This is a genomic window from Halostagnicola bangensis (assembly GCF_054653435.1).
This window is the reverse complement of the sequence record NZ_BAAIGG010000002.1, coordinates 2827253-2840269: the sequence shown is the minus strand read 5'-3', so window position 1 is coordinate 2840269 and position 13017 is coordinate 2827253. Positions and strand designations below refer to the sequence as shown.

The following is a 13017-nucleotide window of genomic DNA, read 5'->3' as shown; positions in this document are numbered from 1 at the left end:
GATCGACACAAGACATACCACCGAACGGACTGTACGAGCGAGTATGAACGAGGATATGCTCGAGGACCAGCGCCAACTCGTTGCTCTACTGAGCGAGGAAGGCTGGGACGTCACCGATCTCGAACTCTCGGCCTACGACAGTCCGTGGGAGGATTCGAACGATCCCGAGGCGACGATCACGATCACGGCCCGAAAACCGTACGGAGACGACGAATCCGAGAGCGAAGGTGACGGGGCGGGAGACGAGGACGACAACCCATTCAGGGTGAAGTAATCGTCTCGGATGCCTCTTCCGGATGGCGTCTCGAGCGTCCGAAAGACTCCCCTGACAAACGCACCGAGAGACGCGTTCTCCCGAACGACAACGAGACCAACGCGGCTCGCCATGGCGCTTTAGCGCGGGGATATCAAAAGAAATCGAAGTGACGGATTAGATCATTCGGTCATCGAGTCGAACGTCGCGTCGGCGTCGGCCGGAACGTCGAAGTCGTGGAAGTTCTCGCCCTTCTCTTTCGAGAGGATGTTCAACGCGGCCGCAGCGCCGTCGCCCGCGGAAATTACCGCCTGCCACTCCTCGGGTCGGCCCATGGCTCCCGTCGCGTAGGCGTCGTCGATGCTGGTTTCCATCGTGATATCGACGTCGACGACATCGCCGTCGAACTCGACGCCGAGCGATGAGGCGAGGTCGCGGTTCGCACCCGTCGCGAGCACCACGTAGTCGGATTCGAACTCCTCGTCTTCAGTCTCGACGACGAACCCGTCGTCGGCCTCGGAAACGTCGGTCACTTCCTCGCCCTGTCGAAGCTCGACGCCGAAGCTATCGACCTGCCGACGAGCGGTCTTCATGAACGCCGTTCCGTCCTCTGAACCGATTCCGAGGTAGTTGAACAGGTGGGCCTTGTGCATCCACGTTGCGTCGGTATCGAAGACAGTCGTCTCGAGGCCGTTTTTCTGCGTGAACAATGCCGCACTCAAGCCGGCGGGGCCGCCGCCGACGACGATTACGTCTGTCATAGCAGTTGCTACTACAGGACTCACCGTGGTTAGCTGTTGGCGTCACCACCACAGCCTGCCGCATGGGAACGGGTCGGGAGAAAGAGGGTGTTCCGACGATTCGGTGGTCGGAGCGGACGACCGGCGAATCGTCTTACGGACCGCCGTAATCCGGTTTCCAGCCGCGTCGGGCCGGTTCGCCGTCGCTCGAGGCGAACACGCGGTAGAGAACGTACCCGACGACGATCACCGGGAGCAACGGCAACAACAGGATGGCGATCAGAATCGCGACGATATACCCGAATGCCGACATCTCGAAGTTCGATGTGTACCCCGTCGATTCGGACACGTCGGTGGACATACGTGACGATTGGGGCCCCACAGTAATCCCCTTTTCGAAGCCAGCGAACACTCGCGGCCGTCGATATGGGGGAATGGGTTTGAATTGGGTGCCGTTGCAACCGCTTACTATCCCGTCTCGAGCCCCTTTCGTCCCGATTCGTCCTCGTCGAGCACGTCGCTCGAATCGTCCTGCGGGCGATACTCGAGGCTCATCAGCGTCTCGGACAGCGACAGGAACCGACCCGAGTTTTGCGAGATTCCGTGAGCCACGACCGGCGAGCGCTCGAGTGCGCTGGTCGCGGCCCGGTGGATCACCCGCTGGCAGTCCTCTGGACTGAGCCACATCGCTCGGGCGTACCGTTCACCGGCACCGTCGCGTTCGTCGCATTCTTCGCGAAGCTCCTCGCGGGTGAGGAGCCAGCCGATCCGGAGGTGGACGACGTCTATTCCCTCACGGGCGGCGTAGTAATCTCCTATCGCTTCGCCGAAGACCTTCGTGACCCCGTAATAGGTGTCCGGATCCGGCGGATCGTCGGGACGGACGATGGTCGGATTGCCGACGGTCGATTCGGGGCGGATCGACGAGACGGTGTTTCGCATGTTGACCGCGTGGTTCGAACTCGCGAAAACGACGCGCTCTACGTCGTTCTCGACCGCGGCCTCGTAGGCGTTGTAGAGCCCGTCGATGTTGGGTCCCGAGACCTCGTCCCACTCGGCTCGCGGATCCGGATTCGCCGCGAGGTGAATTAGCACGTCCTCGTCGGAAAGCGCGTCGACGAACGCCGATCGATCCTCAATTTCGAGCGGCGTCGTATCGAGGTCCTCGGTCTCGCTGTGGGAGAACAACGTCAGCGAGTCGTCGGGAAACACCTGGATCGCTTCTCGGCCGACTCGTCCCGATGCACCCGTGATCGCGATGTTGGCCATGAGGCAGGGACACGCGCTACGGAGAAAGAAGACGGGTTGGCGTGTGCTGGGAACGGATCGGGCGAAGGCAGCGGGTCGTGGCAAGCGAACGTCCTCGAGTTGCCGATTCCGGCAACAGGCATTTTGCTCTCGTCCCAATCATAGCAAGTAGCCGTGACCGAACCCGCGACCTGGACCGTCGAACTCCGTGTTCCGGACGAAGCCGACTTGGACGCCGCGGGTGAGTCCCGCACGCTCGAGGTTCGCGAGGACCAATCGATCCTCGCCGCCGCCCGGTCAGCAGGTATCTGGCTGTCCGCCGACTGCCAGCAGGGGTGGTGTATCACCTGCGCGGCGAAACTCCTCGAAGGAGAGGTCGATCACAGTAACGCAAAACGATACTATCCCAGCGACGATGAGGCAGGATTCGTCCTCACCTGCGTCGGACAACCTCGATCGGACCTCGTGCTCGAGGTCGAACAGTACGACGAACTCCTGAGACACCGCGCCGAACACGACAAGCCCCCGGGTCGATCCAAGCTCGGGTGAGACGACACCCGTCCGAACTACCAGCAGAAACACACGCGCCATGTCAGGATCCACGTTCACCGGAATCCTCCTCTACGACGGCGACTGTCCGTTCTGCTCGGCGGCCTCGACGGCGATGCGCCAACTCGAGTCCGTCGGCGTCGTTCCGTGGGACGATCCGACCGCACAGGCGTTTCTCGAAGCGCAGTTCGACGACACGCCGTTCGCCCTGTTTTTCGTCGACGGAAACGCCGAGGTGGTCTGGGCGGGTCGAGCCGCGGCCGGCGAACTCTGCGACCGCGCCGGGATGCCGGTTCTCGTCCAGGATATCGTCGACGAGAACTACGAACGGTTCGCCGACGCGATTCGAACCGTCTCGGGGATCGACCGCGACGTTGACCCGTATCACGGCGAGTATCAGCTATCGGAAGCGGCGACGGCGTCGTTCGACGAACTGGCGGCGAACGGAAATCGAACGCACATTCCGGGTGGATAGCGACATCGCTTGCCAGGTAACGACGCCGCTTGCGGCTATCGCCAACTCGAGAACGACGCTGACCGATGTTCGCCGCGTTCGATCAAGAACGCTGACTTACCAAATTGCCAATCAACAAACATGTATAAGTAGCGGCTAGTGGCAGTAGCCCGTGACATGTCCGACGACAAACCACACGCCGCGGGAAACATCGATGCAGGGGACACGAGTGAACGAGTCGGGATGGCCGTGCTTCGCGAGCGGGGGCTCGATCCCGAGGAGCTTCGAGAGAAACTCCTCGACGCGATCGGTGCCGAGTTCACCACGTACTACTACTACACGAACCTCCGGATGCACCTCGCGGGCCACGAGGACTACAAGGAGATAACCGAGGACGCCCGCCTCGAGGACCGCGCACACTTCGAACTGGTCGCCCCTCGAGTGTACGAGCTCGGTGGTTCGCTCCCGAACGATATCCGGGACTTCGCCGATCGGGCCTCCTGTCCCGATGCCGAGATGCCGGTCCCCTACGAAACTGAGGGGTTCGAACTCGACGAACTGACCGCCGAATCGATCCTCGAGGTGTTGCTCGAAGCCGAACGTTGTGCCATCCGCACCTGGTCGGAAATCTGTGACATGACCCAGGGCGTCGATCCGCGGACCTACGATATGGCCCAGCGTATCCTTCAGGAAGAAGTCGAACACGAGGCCTGGTTCGTCGAACTGCTCTCGATGGAGCGCGACGGCGAGATTAACCCGGCGGGCCACTTCGTCCGAGGAGAGCCGGGTGACGCCCCGCTCTCGACGAACCGTCGATTTAACGACAGCGCCTAGGCACGCCTCACCCTGTCACCGCCTTCGCCAGTAACTGATCGACCGCCCCGCCGACTCTCACGGCCATTGATAGGCGATAGGCGCATGTTCCGTCGGATGCTATCCTCTCGCATGTTCAATATCGAGGCCTTCGAGGAAATCGACGCCCCGCCTGACGCCGTCTGGGAGGTCCTCCTCGAGTTCGACACGTATCCGGAGTGGAACCCGTTCGTCCGTTCGATAACAGGCCTCCCCGTCGAGGGTGAACGGCTCGAAGTCACGATCCAGCCGCCGGCGTCTCGAGCAATGACGTTCACTCCGGACGTCATCGCCGTCGAACCGAACAGACGACTCGCGTGGCGCGGACGGCTCTTCGTTCCGTTCGTGTTCGACGGCTACCACGAATTCCACCTCGAGCCCGTCGGTGACGACAATCGACGAACTCGTTTTCTCCAGCGAGAGACGTTCCGCGGGGCACTCGTCCCGATCCTTCTGGACGAGGACAAGATCATGCGCGGATTCGAAGCGATGAACCAAGCGATCAAAGAACGTGCCGAGCGGCGACTTTCCGTCGAACGGTGATACTGTCGGCTGTACGTCGTTCATGATTCTCGTCGCCCGGGGGACGAGAATCTTTACAGAGGTATAGCCGGCAGTACGAGAAAACCCAACGGCCGGACGACGAAGTCCAATTGCCGGACCGTCATCTGGCGGGAACGATCTGACGCTGAGTGTGACCTGATCCCGACGTTCAAATAGGGGGGCGAGCCCAAACCGGGTGATGAGCCCCCACTTATCGTTGCCCGGCCGCATCGGTGCCGACCACCCGCGTCCTCGCTCGGAGACGAATGGGACATAGAGCGCTCGTCGCCTACCGGCGTCCCGATCACCTCTACGACCTCCGGTACAGCCACTGGGGCGCGGCCGACCTCGAGCTAGCGGAGCGAATCGACGCCGACGCCCCCCTCGGTTCCGGGACCGTCGATTCGTCGCTGCTGGCCGACTCGGTCGCCCTCGACCGCGTCCTTACCAACTATCTCGATCCCTGTACACACGAGGCGCTCTACCTCGTTTCAACCGAGTTCGACGTCAAATCCTACCGCGTCTGCTGGCTCGAATGGGGCGACGGCCGACAGAACGGACGAGGAGCGATCGTCGAACTCGCACCCGACGCGTCGGATCGCGAGGCACTGATCTGGTTTCGGGCCACGAAGACCGTCCTGGCGGACATCATCGAGATGGGAGCGCTCTCGAGACGGGCCGCCCAGTCGTACCTCGAGGCGCGAATTGCCGAAGACAAAGACGGCCACGTCTACACCTATCACGGAACCGACGGGGAAGCCGACGACGAGGGGTACACCCCGACGCCGGACCAGTGGCTCGACGAAGACGAATGGTGAAACCAAATAGCGAGTCTTCCCTGCTCACTCGGTCCATCGCGCATCCGCGAGCGTCCGCTGGACGACCTCGTCGCCGACGGCCTCCGCTAGCGTCTCGAAGCCGGTCCGTTCGGTTCGGTCGGTCGCATTTGCGACCAGCCTCGAGACGATGAACTCCGGCGTCGAGCGCCCCACGGTGTTAAACCGCGGCTGGTAGTCGACGAGCAACTCAAGGTCGGGATTGAGTCCTTCCGCGAAGATGCCGTCGACGCGAGCCGCCTCGGGTAACGGTTCGAGATCGTCGGCGAGATGCGTGACGAACACGCCCATCGCGTCCCTGTCGACCGAGAGCGTCACCAGCCCGTGCAACAGATCCGCCGCGCTCCCGGGCTCGGTGATCGCCTCGAACTCGTCGACGAGCATCAGCGTTCGCCCACCAGAGGACAGCGGCGGCACGATAGATTTCAACGTCGACTCGAGCACGCCGGCGTTGAAACTCGCGTGTCGCCTGTGGAAGACGAGCGAATCGACGGGCGTCACTTCGGCTCGATCCGCGGGAACCGGAAGTCCCATCGAGGCCAACAACACGACCTGACACAGCGTCTCGAGAAGCGTCGTCTTCCCGCCGCTGTTGGCTCCCGTGAGGACGGCGACGTCCTCCTGACCGGGAACGGACCCGATGTCGTCGGGCACCGTCGTCACGTCGTGGTCCCCGAGCCCGTAGGTGACCGGCTGGACCGGTTCGTCCTCTCGAGCCGCCAGCGAGAGGTTTCGCGCGTTGATTACCGAAATCGCGTCGCTATCGCTCTGTTCGTTCTCGTCTCCGACGAACGCCGGTCGCGTACAATCGTAGGCGAGCGCGAATCGCGCAAGCGAGAGGTGCAAGGCGATCTCGTCCACTGCAGAGACCGCCTGCTCGACGACTTCGCTTGCGTCCTCGAGCGTCTCTTCGAACTCGCCCGCGACAGTTTCCTCACGTTCGTCGACCGCTTCCGTGAGGTTCGACCGGAGCCCGCGAAGCGTTCCGGCGACGAAATCGTTCGCGTCCGTCGCGTCCGCCGGCATGGCCTCGCGAACCTGTTCGATCGTCGCGTCCGTCTCGCTCAGGAGGCGATCCTCGAACGCGTCCCGGAACCCCTCCACGTCGCGGACGCCGTCGTCTCGAAGCTCCTCGATGAGTTCGAGCGCGTTCGCGTCCATATCTTCGACCGCGCCTAGCGCGGCCCGAAGCCGATCGAGTTCGTCGTCGGCCCCGTCGCGGACCCGCCCGCCGGCCAACGCCCCGAGCGCGTCGGCCGCGTCTTCGAGCGTCTCCCGCTCGAGGTTCGCGATCGTCTCGAACGGCCCCGAATCGACTTCGGCCCCGAGCAACGCGAGGGCAGTCTCGACGGCCGCGTGTTCGCTCTCGTCTCGATCATCGTATCGGTCGTACGCCTCGAGAACCCGTTCTTTCTCATCATCCTCGAGGCTGGCCCAGGCGTCGCGCGCGGCCAACACCGAGTCGAGGCGCTCGTTCATCTCCGTTCGGTTCGTCCGTGGCGTGAGGACTCGAATCCGATCTGCGGCGCGCTCGGTGACAGCGTGCTCGACGGCGAGATCGAGCAGTTCCTTGTACGCCTTGCGGGCGTCGCTCGTCGCGAGAATATCCATTCCGGCACCGCCGGTCGCCCGTCGGAGAATCCTGGTCGCCCGGCCGCGGGGTAACCCGGCCTCCGAGAGCGTCCGAACGTCGCCGCTCTCGATCGCCCTGATCGCTCGTTCCCTGCCGAGTTCCGCGACCAACGTCTCGCGAGTCTTCGGCCCGACTCCCCAGTACTCCTCGAGTCGCATACTCGAACGTTCGAGGGAACTACCTTGAACACTGTGGCACCGCTCCAGGCTTTTGCCAGTCAGTTCGGGCTATCCTCGAGTGGAGACGGACGCTCGTCTCTCGATAGCCAAAAACGGCAGCTGTAGCAACTACAGCAACTCGAGGACGGTCAACGTCTCGAACGGGAACGACTCGTCGGCGACCGCGACGGCGCTGAATCCGTTCTTACCGGCGCGTTCGACGACCTCGTCGACGCCCGTGAGACTGCTCACGAGCAAGAGGACGACGCCGTCGGGTGCGAGAACGCGACCGACGGCGTCGAGGAACGGATCGATGACTTCGCGGCCGTCCTCGCCGCCCGAAAGCGCGCGTTCCATCCAGTCGTCCCACTCGTTCTCCGACTCGGTCGGGAGGTATGGCGGATTGAACACGACCGCGTCGAAGACGTCGTTTGCGAACGGGCTCACGAGATCCGCCTGAACTGGTTCGACGGCGTCGCCGCGGGCCTGTTCGAGCGCGTGGGGGTTCACGTCCGACGCGATCACGCGGCTTCCGGTCTCTTCGGCGATTCGCGTCGCAACGTACCCCGAACCGGTACCGACCTCGAGAACCAGGTCCCGCTCGTCCAATCGGTCGCAGGCCGCTTCGGCGAGTAACTGCGAGTCCTCAGCCGGCTGGTAGACGTCCGTTTCCACTCCGCGTTGGTTGGCGAGATCCATCTAGTCGTCCTCCCGGGTTGCGACCTGTTCATCATCCGAATCGGAAGTGGATTCGACACTCGAGTCGGTGCGACCGCCGCCTCGCTCGTCGTACTCCGTCGACGTCCTCGCTCTCGAGTCGCCGTCCGGTGCGGACTCGCCGTTGCCCTCGGCCGGAGCCGAACCGCGCACCTGGTCGGCGATTTCGAACCCGCCGCGTTCGGCTCGTCCCGAGAGTTCGCGCTGTGGATAGGGGATTTTGATGCCTTCTTCCTCGAACGCGTCCTTGATCGCACCGATTGCGGCCGTTCGAGCTTGCCACTGCCGACGCGCGCTCGGCTTATCGATCCAGAATCGGGCGCTCAGCATGATAGCCGAGTCTCCAAAGCCCTTGGAGACTACCTGTGGAGCTGGAGCCGCCTCTGCGAGGTCGAGATCCGCCATCGTCGTTTCGATCAGCTCCGACGCCCGCTCGACATCGGACGTGTAGTCGATTCCGATCTCGATTTCGACGCGGAGTCGGCCGCGCTTCGAGCGGTTGATAACCATGCTCGAGGCGATGAGATCGTTCGGGATCATGATGTACTCGCCGTCGAACGACTGGACCCGCGTATTGAAGATCGAAATGTCGGTGACGGTCCCCTCGCTGTCTTCGACTTCGATCCAGTCGCCGATCTCGAACGGACGGGCGAACATCAACACGAACCCGGCGAGGATCGAACTGATCGTCTGTCTCGCGGCCATGCCGAGTCCGGCACCGAACAGTCCTGCACCGACGAGGAGGCCGCTCAGGTCGTCGATCCAGACGCCGAGAATGACCAGCAGAGTGATTGACCAGACAGCCACCTGTGAAATACGGTGTGTTACCTCGCGCTGGTGGTCGGTGACCGCCGTCGACGAAGCGAACACTTCTCGAATCACCCGGCGAGTGAATCGGTTGACGATAAGCCCGCTCAGGAGGATAATTGCCGAAATGACGACGCGGGCAACCGCCGGCGCACCGAGACCGAGCTCGACATAGATGTCTCGAACCTCCTGGGTTTGTTGCCAGACCCCCAGGATAATCGCGAGCGACAGGAGGCAAGTTCCGACGAGGACCCCCATCGTAATCACATCGACGTACAACGGGCGGACGCGATCACCGAGCCACTCCTGAAGCCTCTGGTACGACAGCAGAACAGCGACCAAAACCCCGACCGCCACGACCGTCACCGCGAGACGCTGATTCGAGGTTGCGAACTGTTCTCCTAGCCAGTCGAACCCAAAGAGAGTCTCGAGCATCTATTCACCGTTGAACCGAATCGTGGCTGCACTCACCTGTATCCGTCGGTCGAGGACCGGTCGACTGACGGCCAGGCTTCCCACAGACCGTTCGTCTACGGGCCGTTGTGGCTTGTTACCCGTCATCAGTTATTCGCGTCACATCCGTCGCGAGTTCGGCGAGTGCGGCGAACTCCGTCGGCGTCACGGCACCGGCACGCTTTCGAAGGAGTTCCTCGTCAGCCGCCTCGACGACCGCATCGGGGTTCTCGAGCTTCGAGATGTGTCCCGTGTTTCGAATCGCGTTACGCATGGTTTTCCGTCGCTGGGTGAAAAGCGCCTTGACGAACCGAAGGAAAAATTGCTCGTCGTCGACCTCGTAGTCCGGGTCCCGGGGTGTTGCCCGAATGACCGCGCTCTGGACGGCAGGCGGCGGGGAAAAGGCCTCCTTCGGAATCGATTCGACGAGTTCGACGTCGGCGTAATGCTGGGTCGAGACGGACAGTCGACCGTACTCGGAGGTCCCGGGTTCCGCGACCATCCGCTCGGCGAACTCCTGTTGAAACATCAACACCAGTGGCCGAGATTTCGGAAGCAGTCGAAACGTGATCTCGCTCGAGACGCCATAGGGAAGGTTCGACACGGACGCGGTGAAATCGGGCAACTCGACCTCGAGGGCATCTCCCTCGACGACCGTCAGTCGATCCGCCGCGATCTCATCCGCGAACTCCTCGCGAAGAAACGACGCCAGCTTTCGATCGCGTTCGACGACAGTTACCCGCTCGCCCGTCTCGAGCAGTCTGTCGGTGAGCGCGCCGGTCCCGCCACCGATCTCGAGCAGGTGAGATGTGTCGGCGTCGGTTTCCGTAAGATACGTCGGCAACCGGTCCAGCACGCGGTCGTCGATCAGAAAGTGCTGGTCACGGTCCGGATCGCCGCGAACGCCGGCTCGAGCGATCAGGCCGTCTGGGTCTCTCATTGCTCGCCGCTTTGGGACCGGCGAGTGTAAACGCACCGTCTCGGCTCGAGGAGAGTGAACCGTTGTCGGTCGTGTTGGCCGACGATCAGTCGTGTTGGCCGACGAACGTCTTGTATTTCAGGTCGTCGTCACGCAACTCCTGGATGATCCGTTCGACGAGGATTTCGTCCGGGTCGTGCAGGCCGGAGACGCGATCCTCGAGGTCTTCGAAGCTATCGAAGGGCTTTCGTTTGCGTTCGTCGAGGATGCCGTTTCGGAGTTTCTTCCCGATACCCGGCAGGAGGTTCAGCTGGTGGAGACGCAACGTGATTGGCTGGGCTTCGTTATAGAAATCGACGAACCGCTCCTCGTGGTCCTCGACTAAATCCTGGACGACGTATTCCAGTTCCGACTGGGCGCCCGAGGAGAGCGCGTCGTACTCGACCGAATGGGCATCGACGACGATATCGCGTTCCTCGTCGGGCTCGACGACGACTTCGCTGCCGATCGTCAACCGCTCGTCTTCGTCGAACGCAACCTCGTAGAGCCCGAAATCTTCGACATCCATCGCGTACCCCGCGGGAGACTTCGCGTACTGTGGGCGGCCGTCGTCGGAGAGGCCGTGTGCGAGGTAATCCAGCACAACCGTACGGCGAACATTCGTCTCGTCACGCTCGGCTTCGCTCATTAGGTTCCGATACGGTGACGGCGTACTTAAAGAGTCGGCTCGCTATCACTCGGCTCCGAACTCAGGCGTACTGGGCGACGGTGTTGAGAATCTCGTCGAGTTCGTCCCCTGACAGCGAGTACCGCTGCTGTGCGTAGACCGACCGCAGTTCGTCTCGGTCCTGTGGCAGGAGGTTTGTAATCTTGTACGCCGTTTCCTCGTCGACCTTTTCAAGATCCTGCAGGTCGTCGACGAGCGCTCGAGCGTCTTCGGGCTCGAGGACGGTGAACCGGTTGACGTGCTCGATGGTGCGGGCGAGCTCGTAGCGAAGCTCGCGATCCTCATCGAGCGAGCGTTCCGTTTCGATGTCGGCGAGGTGTTCTTTCACTTCCGAGACCGTTAGGAACTCCTCGTCGACGATCGTTTTGAAGATCGTCATTCCTGCGCGCTCATGTGAGCGGCCGAGACGAGTACCGTCTTCTCCTTGCCGCCGTCGTTGATCTGAACTTTGAACGCACTTCCCTGCTTGCCGATGACGCTACCGGTCTGGCCGTCGAATCGAGGGTGGAATCGACCGTCCGGAATGCTTGGGTCGATCTTCAGGTGGACTTTCTGGCCCTCGTCGTAGTCCTGAATCGCACGCTGTGGCGGCGACGTTCCGCGGTCTCGAGGGTTGTTCGCGAGCTTTCTCCGAGTTCCTTGGCGTGGCCCATTAGATTTCGGCATAGTCGTACGACCCTTTTGAGCGGTGACGGTTATAAAACGCACGTCTTATCGCTCCGGCTTCGATAGCGCGGCGGTCACCGAACGGAGCGGTCACCACCGCCGAATCGCAAACCTCGAGTCGCCGAGTCGTGACCGGATGCCCTCGAAATCGGGAATTTCTCGACGAGAAATTAAACAAGTACGTTAATTATCCCCAGTTGAAACGAGTGAGTATGGACCGCCCTCCTCGAGACGACCCGCCGTCTGAAGCGTCAGCACGGAGCAGTGTCGACTTGTCTCCTCCATCTGCAGATAACGAACCGGTTGCGGACGATACTTCCCTCTCGGGGCCGTCATGGCCCCGCTATCTCGCGATAGCACTTTTGTGTCTCGTCGGGCTCGCGCTCGCCGTCTCGTTTGCCGTGGTGATGGCCGCCGGAGACGACCTGACGTTTACGGCCGAACCCTCCGATCCTGAAACGGAGTCGTCCGAGGCGGCGACCGCACAGCAGGTGATCGACCTCGAGCAACGCGCCGAAAACAATCCGGCCGGCGTCGCCGACGCCTTCGACACCGCCACCGAGGAAGGCGTCTACGACGAGCCGGCAAGCGCCCACCCGGACGAACTGGTCCGCATTGCCGATGACGACGATCGGTACGAGTACGCCGTCTACGGCGGCGAGTACTACGAGTGGGAAAGCGCCGTCGGCGAGAATTCCGATCACGTCCTGATCGAACTCGAGCCGACAACTGCTCAAGAGGTAATAGATAGCGTCGCGGTTCCGTACGAGGAGGCCTCGAACGAGGCCCAGTCCGCCGTCGACGGCGAGGAGGCGACCGGATTCGAGATATCCGAAAAGATCGTTGACGACGACGGAACGTACTACGCGGTGTCGATGGCAAACCCCGGCGTGGTCATCGTACAGTTGTTCGTCGCGCCAATCACCGCCGTCCTCCAGTCGGTCGGTATCGCGTTCCTCGTCGTTGGCGGCTGGCTCCTTCGGAAAGCCGTTGGCGGCGTCTCGAGGCCATTGTCCGTCAAATCGATCGCAGGTCTCGCCGGAGTTGCGGGCGCGGCGACGGTCGGAATCGGCGTGCTCTCCTCGTCTTTCAGCGCGTTTTCGCTCGCCTCCTTGCCGGCGATAGCCGCCGCGGTCGTAACGCTCTCGCTTGTTGGGTTGTTCGTCCGAACGCGACAGTACGGCCCGCTCGCCGGCGTGTTGTTCGCGGTTCCGATCGCGACGATCACCCTGGCCGGCGTTTCACACGCGCTCTTTGGCGGCGTGGGGGCGGGGCTGTTCGGTGGGGTACTGACGCTGTTCGCGCTCGTCGGTGCCGGTCTGTTCGGCTGGCCGCTGATCGCGTACGGCTACTGGTTTAGCTCGACCCCAGACCCGACGTAGTTCGTGGGGACCGATAGTTCGTCGTCGGCACGAGACGCTCGTTTCAGCGGACTCCTGGCACAACAGTAATCCGCCCGGGC

17 protein-coding genes are annotated in these 13017 nt (G+C 62.4%); 7 read left to right on the top strand and 10 right to left on the bottom strand.

What is annotated here, in order from left to right; all coding sequences use genetic code 11:
- The first annotated feature begins 43 nt into the window (after positions 1 to 43).
- The gene (locus ACYQ14_RS15965) at positions 44 to 274 is read left to right on the top strand and encodes a hypothetical protein (RefSeq protein WP_459889356.1); all 231 of its coding nucleotides are present in this window, start codon (positions 44 to 46) and stop codon (positions 272 to 274) included.
- A 161-nt stretch (positions 275 to 435) separates the two neighbouring features.
- On the opposite strand, the gene ACYQ14_RS15960 is transcribed toward ACYQ14_RS15965, so the two are convergent.
- The 3 genes from ACYQ14_RS15960 to ACYQ14_RS15950 all read right to left on the bottom strand — a co-directional run bounded on the left by ACYQ14_RS15960 (position 436) and on the right by ACYQ14_RS15950 (position 2262).
- Positions 436 to 1014 (bottom strand): NAD(P)/FAD-dependent oxidoreductase, encoded by a 579-nt coding sequence (locus tag ACYQ14_RS15960; protein WP_459889355.1) that lies wholly within the window; start codon positions 1012 to 1014, stop codon positions 436 to 438.
- A gap of 133 nt (positions 1015 to 1147) precedes the next feature.
- Positions 1148 to 1354: a DUF7535 family protein gene (locus tag ACYQ14_RS15955; RefSeq protein ID WP_459889354.1), complete on the bottom strand. Its 207-nt coding sequence runs from the start codon at positions 1352 to 1354 to the stop codon at positions 1148 to 1150.
- Positions 1355 to 1461: 107 nt separating this feature from the next.
- Positions 1462 to 2262 carry an NAD-dependent epimerase/dehydratase family protein gene (locus tag ACYQ14_RS15950; RefSeq protein ID WP_459889353.1) on the bottom strand — a complete coding sequence of 267 codons (801 nt, stop codon included), beginning with the start codon at positions 2260 to 2262 and terminating at the stop codon, positions 1462 to 1464.
- Positions 2263 to 2415: 153 nt separating this feature from the next.
- On the opposite strand from ACYQ14_RS15950, the gene ACYQ14_RS15945 reads away from it, so the two are divergent.
- From ACYQ14_RS15945 to ACYQ14_RS15925, 5 genes are all read left to right on the top strand, one after another.
- Positions 2416 to 2790 carry a 2Fe-2S iron-sulfur cluster-binding protein gene (locus tag ACYQ14_RS15945; RefSeq protein ID WP_283835313.1) on the top strand — a complete coding sequence of 125 codons (375 nt, stop codon included), beginning with the start codon at positions 2416 to 2418 and terminating at the stop codon, positions 2788 to 2790.
- 40 nt (positions 2791 to 2830) lie between these two features.
- Entirely contained in the window at positions 2831 to 3265 is a 435-nt protein-coding gene (locus ACYQ14_RS15940; protein WP_459889352.1) for a thiol-disulfide oxidoreductase DCC family protein, read from the top strand.
- Positions 3266 to 3421: 156 nt separating this feature from the next.
- Complete coding sequence (gene dps / locus ACYQ14_RS15935) at positions 3422 to 4078, top strand: DNA protection during starvation protein (protein ID WP_283835310.1); 657 nt, start codon at positions 3422 to 3424, stop codon at positions 4076 to 4078.
- Positions 4079 to 4189: 111 nt separating this feature from the next.
- Positions 4190 to 4639, top strand: coding sequence for an SRPBCC family protein (locus ACYQ14_RS15930; protein ID WP_459890096.1), 450 nt, complete (start codon positions 4190 to 4192; stop codon positions 4637 to 4639).
- Between the two features lie 266 nt (positions 4640 to 4905).
- Positions 4906 to 5457 carry a DUF6735 family protein gene (locus ACYQ14_RS15925; RefSeq protein WP_459889351.1) on the top strand — a complete coding sequence of 184 codons (552 nt, stop codon included), beginning with the start codon at positions 4906 to 4908 and terminating at the stop codon, positions 5455 to 5457.
- Positions 5458 to 5481: 24 nt separating this feature from the next.
- Here ACYQ14_RS15925 and ACYQ14_RS15920 read toward each other — a convergent pair whose 3' ends face one another.
- The 7 genes from ACYQ14_RS15920 to ACYQ14_RS15890 form a co-directional block, all read right to left on the bottom strand.
- On the bottom strand, positions 5482 to 7266 hold the full coding sequence (locus ACYQ14_RS15920; protein WP_459889350.1) for a MutS-related protein: 1785 nt from the start codon (positions 7264 to 7266) through the stop codon (positions 5482 to 5484).
- 129 nt (positions 7267 to 7395) lie between these two features.
- Positions 7396 to 7965 (bottom strand): HemK2/MTQ2 family protein methyltransferase, encoded by a 570-nt coding sequence (locus tag ACYQ14_RS15915; RefSeq protein WP_459889349.1) that lies wholly within the window; start codon positions 7963 to 7965, stop codon positions 7396 to 7398.
- Positions 7966 to 9225, bottom strand: a complete 1260-nt coding sequence (locus ACYQ14_RS15910) for a mechanosensitive ion channel family protein (protein ID WP_459889348.1) — start codon at positions 9223 to 9225, stop codon at positions 7966 to 7968.
- A 115-nt stretch (positions 9226 to 9340) separates the two neighbouring features.
- Positions 9341 to 10183, bottom strand: coding sequence for a 16S ribosomal RNA methyltransferase A (locus tag ACYQ14_RS15905; protein ID WP_459889347.1), 843 nt, complete (start codon positions 10181 to 10183; stop codon positions 9341 to 9343).
- 85 nt (positions 10184 to 10268) lie between these two features.
- Positions 10269 to 10850 carry a DUF655 domain-containing protein gene (locus ACYQ14_RS15900; protein ID WP_283835303.1) on the bottom strand — a complete coding sequence of 194 codons (582 nt, stop codon included), beginning with the start codon at positions 10848 to 10850 and terminating at the stop codon, positions 10269 to 10271.
- Between the two features lie 61 nt (positions 10851 to 10911).
- Complete coding sequence (locus ACYQ14_RS15895; RefSeq protein WP_283835302.1) at positions 10912 to 11268, bottom strand: RNA polymerase Rpb4 family protein; 357 nt, start codon at positions 11266 to 11268, stop codon at positions 10912 to 10914.
- Positions 11265 to 11555, bottom strand: a complete 291-nt coding sequence (locus tag ACYQ14_RS15890; RefSeq protein ID WP_283835301.1) for a 50S ribosomal protein L21e — start codon at positions 11553 to 11555, stop codon at positions 11265 to 11267. The genes ACYQ14_RS15895 and ACYQ14_RS15890 overlap by 4 nt, the downstream gene beginning before the upstream one ends.
- A 212-nt stretch (positions 11556 to 11767) precedes the next feature.
- On the opposite strand from ACYQ14_RS15890, the gene ACYQ14_RS15885 reads away from it, so the two are divergent.
- Positions 11768 to 12937 (top strand): DUF8127 domain-containing protein, encoded by a 1170-nt coding sequence (locus ACYQ14_RS15885; RefSeq protein ID WP_459889346.1) that lies wholly within the window; start codon positions 11768 to 11770, stop codon positions 12935 to 12937.
- The last annotated feature ends 80 nt before the right edge of the window (positions 12938 to 13017 follow it).

Coding starts and splice junctions, on each gene's coding strand:
- dps (WP_283835310.1), top strand. CDS start 3,422: ATGTCCGACGACAAACCACACGCCGCGGGAAACATCGATGCAGGGGAC.
- ACYQ14_RS15925 (WP_459889351.1), top strand. CDS start 4,906: ATGGGACATAGAGCGCTCGTCGCCTACCGGCGTCCCGATCACCTCTAC.
- ACYQ14_RS15955 (WP_459889354.1), bottom strand. CDS start 1,354: ATGTCCACCGACGTGTCCGAATCGACGGGGTACACATCGAACTTCGAG.
- ACYQ14_RS15920 (WP_459889350.1), bottom strand. CDS start 7,266: ATGCGACTCGAGGAGTACTGGGGAGTCGGGCCGAAGACTCGCGAGACG.
- ACYQ14_RS15895 (WP_283835302.1), bottom strand. CDS start 11,268: ATGACGATCTTCAAAACGATCGTCGACGAGGAGTTCCTAACGGTCTCG.
- ACYQ14_RS15950 (WP_459889353.1), bottom strand. CDS start 2,262: ATGGCCAACATCGCGATCACGGGTGCATCGGGACGAGTCGGCCGAGAA.
- ACYQ14_RS15915 (WP_459889349.1), bottom strand. CDS start 7,965: ATGGATCTCGCCAACCAACGCGGAGTGGAAACGGACGTCTACCAGCCG.
- ACYQ14_RS15960 (WP_459889355.1), bottom strand. CDS start 1,014: ATGACAGACGTAATCGTCGTCGGCGGCGGCCCCGCCGGCTTGAGTGCG.
- ACYQ14_RS15910 (WP_459889348.1), bottom strand. CDS start 9,225: ATGCTCGAGACTCTCTTTGGGTTCGACTGGCTAGGAGAACAGTTCGCA.
- ACYQ14_RS15885 (WP_459889346.1), top strand. CDS start 11,768: ATGGACCGCCCTCCTCGAGACGACCCGCCGTCTGAAGCGTCAGCACGG.
- ACYQ14_RS15890 (WP_283835301.1), bottom strand. CDS start 11,555: ATGCCGAAATCTAATGGGCCACGCCAAGGAACTCGGAGAAAGCTCGCG.
- ACYQ14_RS15900 (WP_283835303.1), bottom strand. CDS start 10,850: ATGAGCGAAGCCGAGCGTGACGAGACGAATGTTCGCCGTACGGTTGTG.
- ACYQ14_RS15905 (WP_459889347.1), bottom strand. CDS start 10,183: ATGAGAGACCCAGACGGCCTGATCGCTCGAGCCGGCGTTCGCGGCGAT.
- ACYQ14_RS15930 (WP_459890096.1), top strand. CDS start 4,190: ATGTTCAATATCGAGGCCTTCGAGGAAATCGACGCCCCGCCTGACGCC.
- ACYQ14_RS15940 (WP_459889352.1), top strand. CDS start 2,831: ATGTCAGGATCCACGTTCACCGGAATCCTCCTCTACGACGGCGACTGT.
- ACYQ14_RS15965 (WP_459889356.1), top strand. CDS start 44: ATGAACGAGGATATGCTCGAGGACCAGCGCCAACTCGTTGCTCTACTG.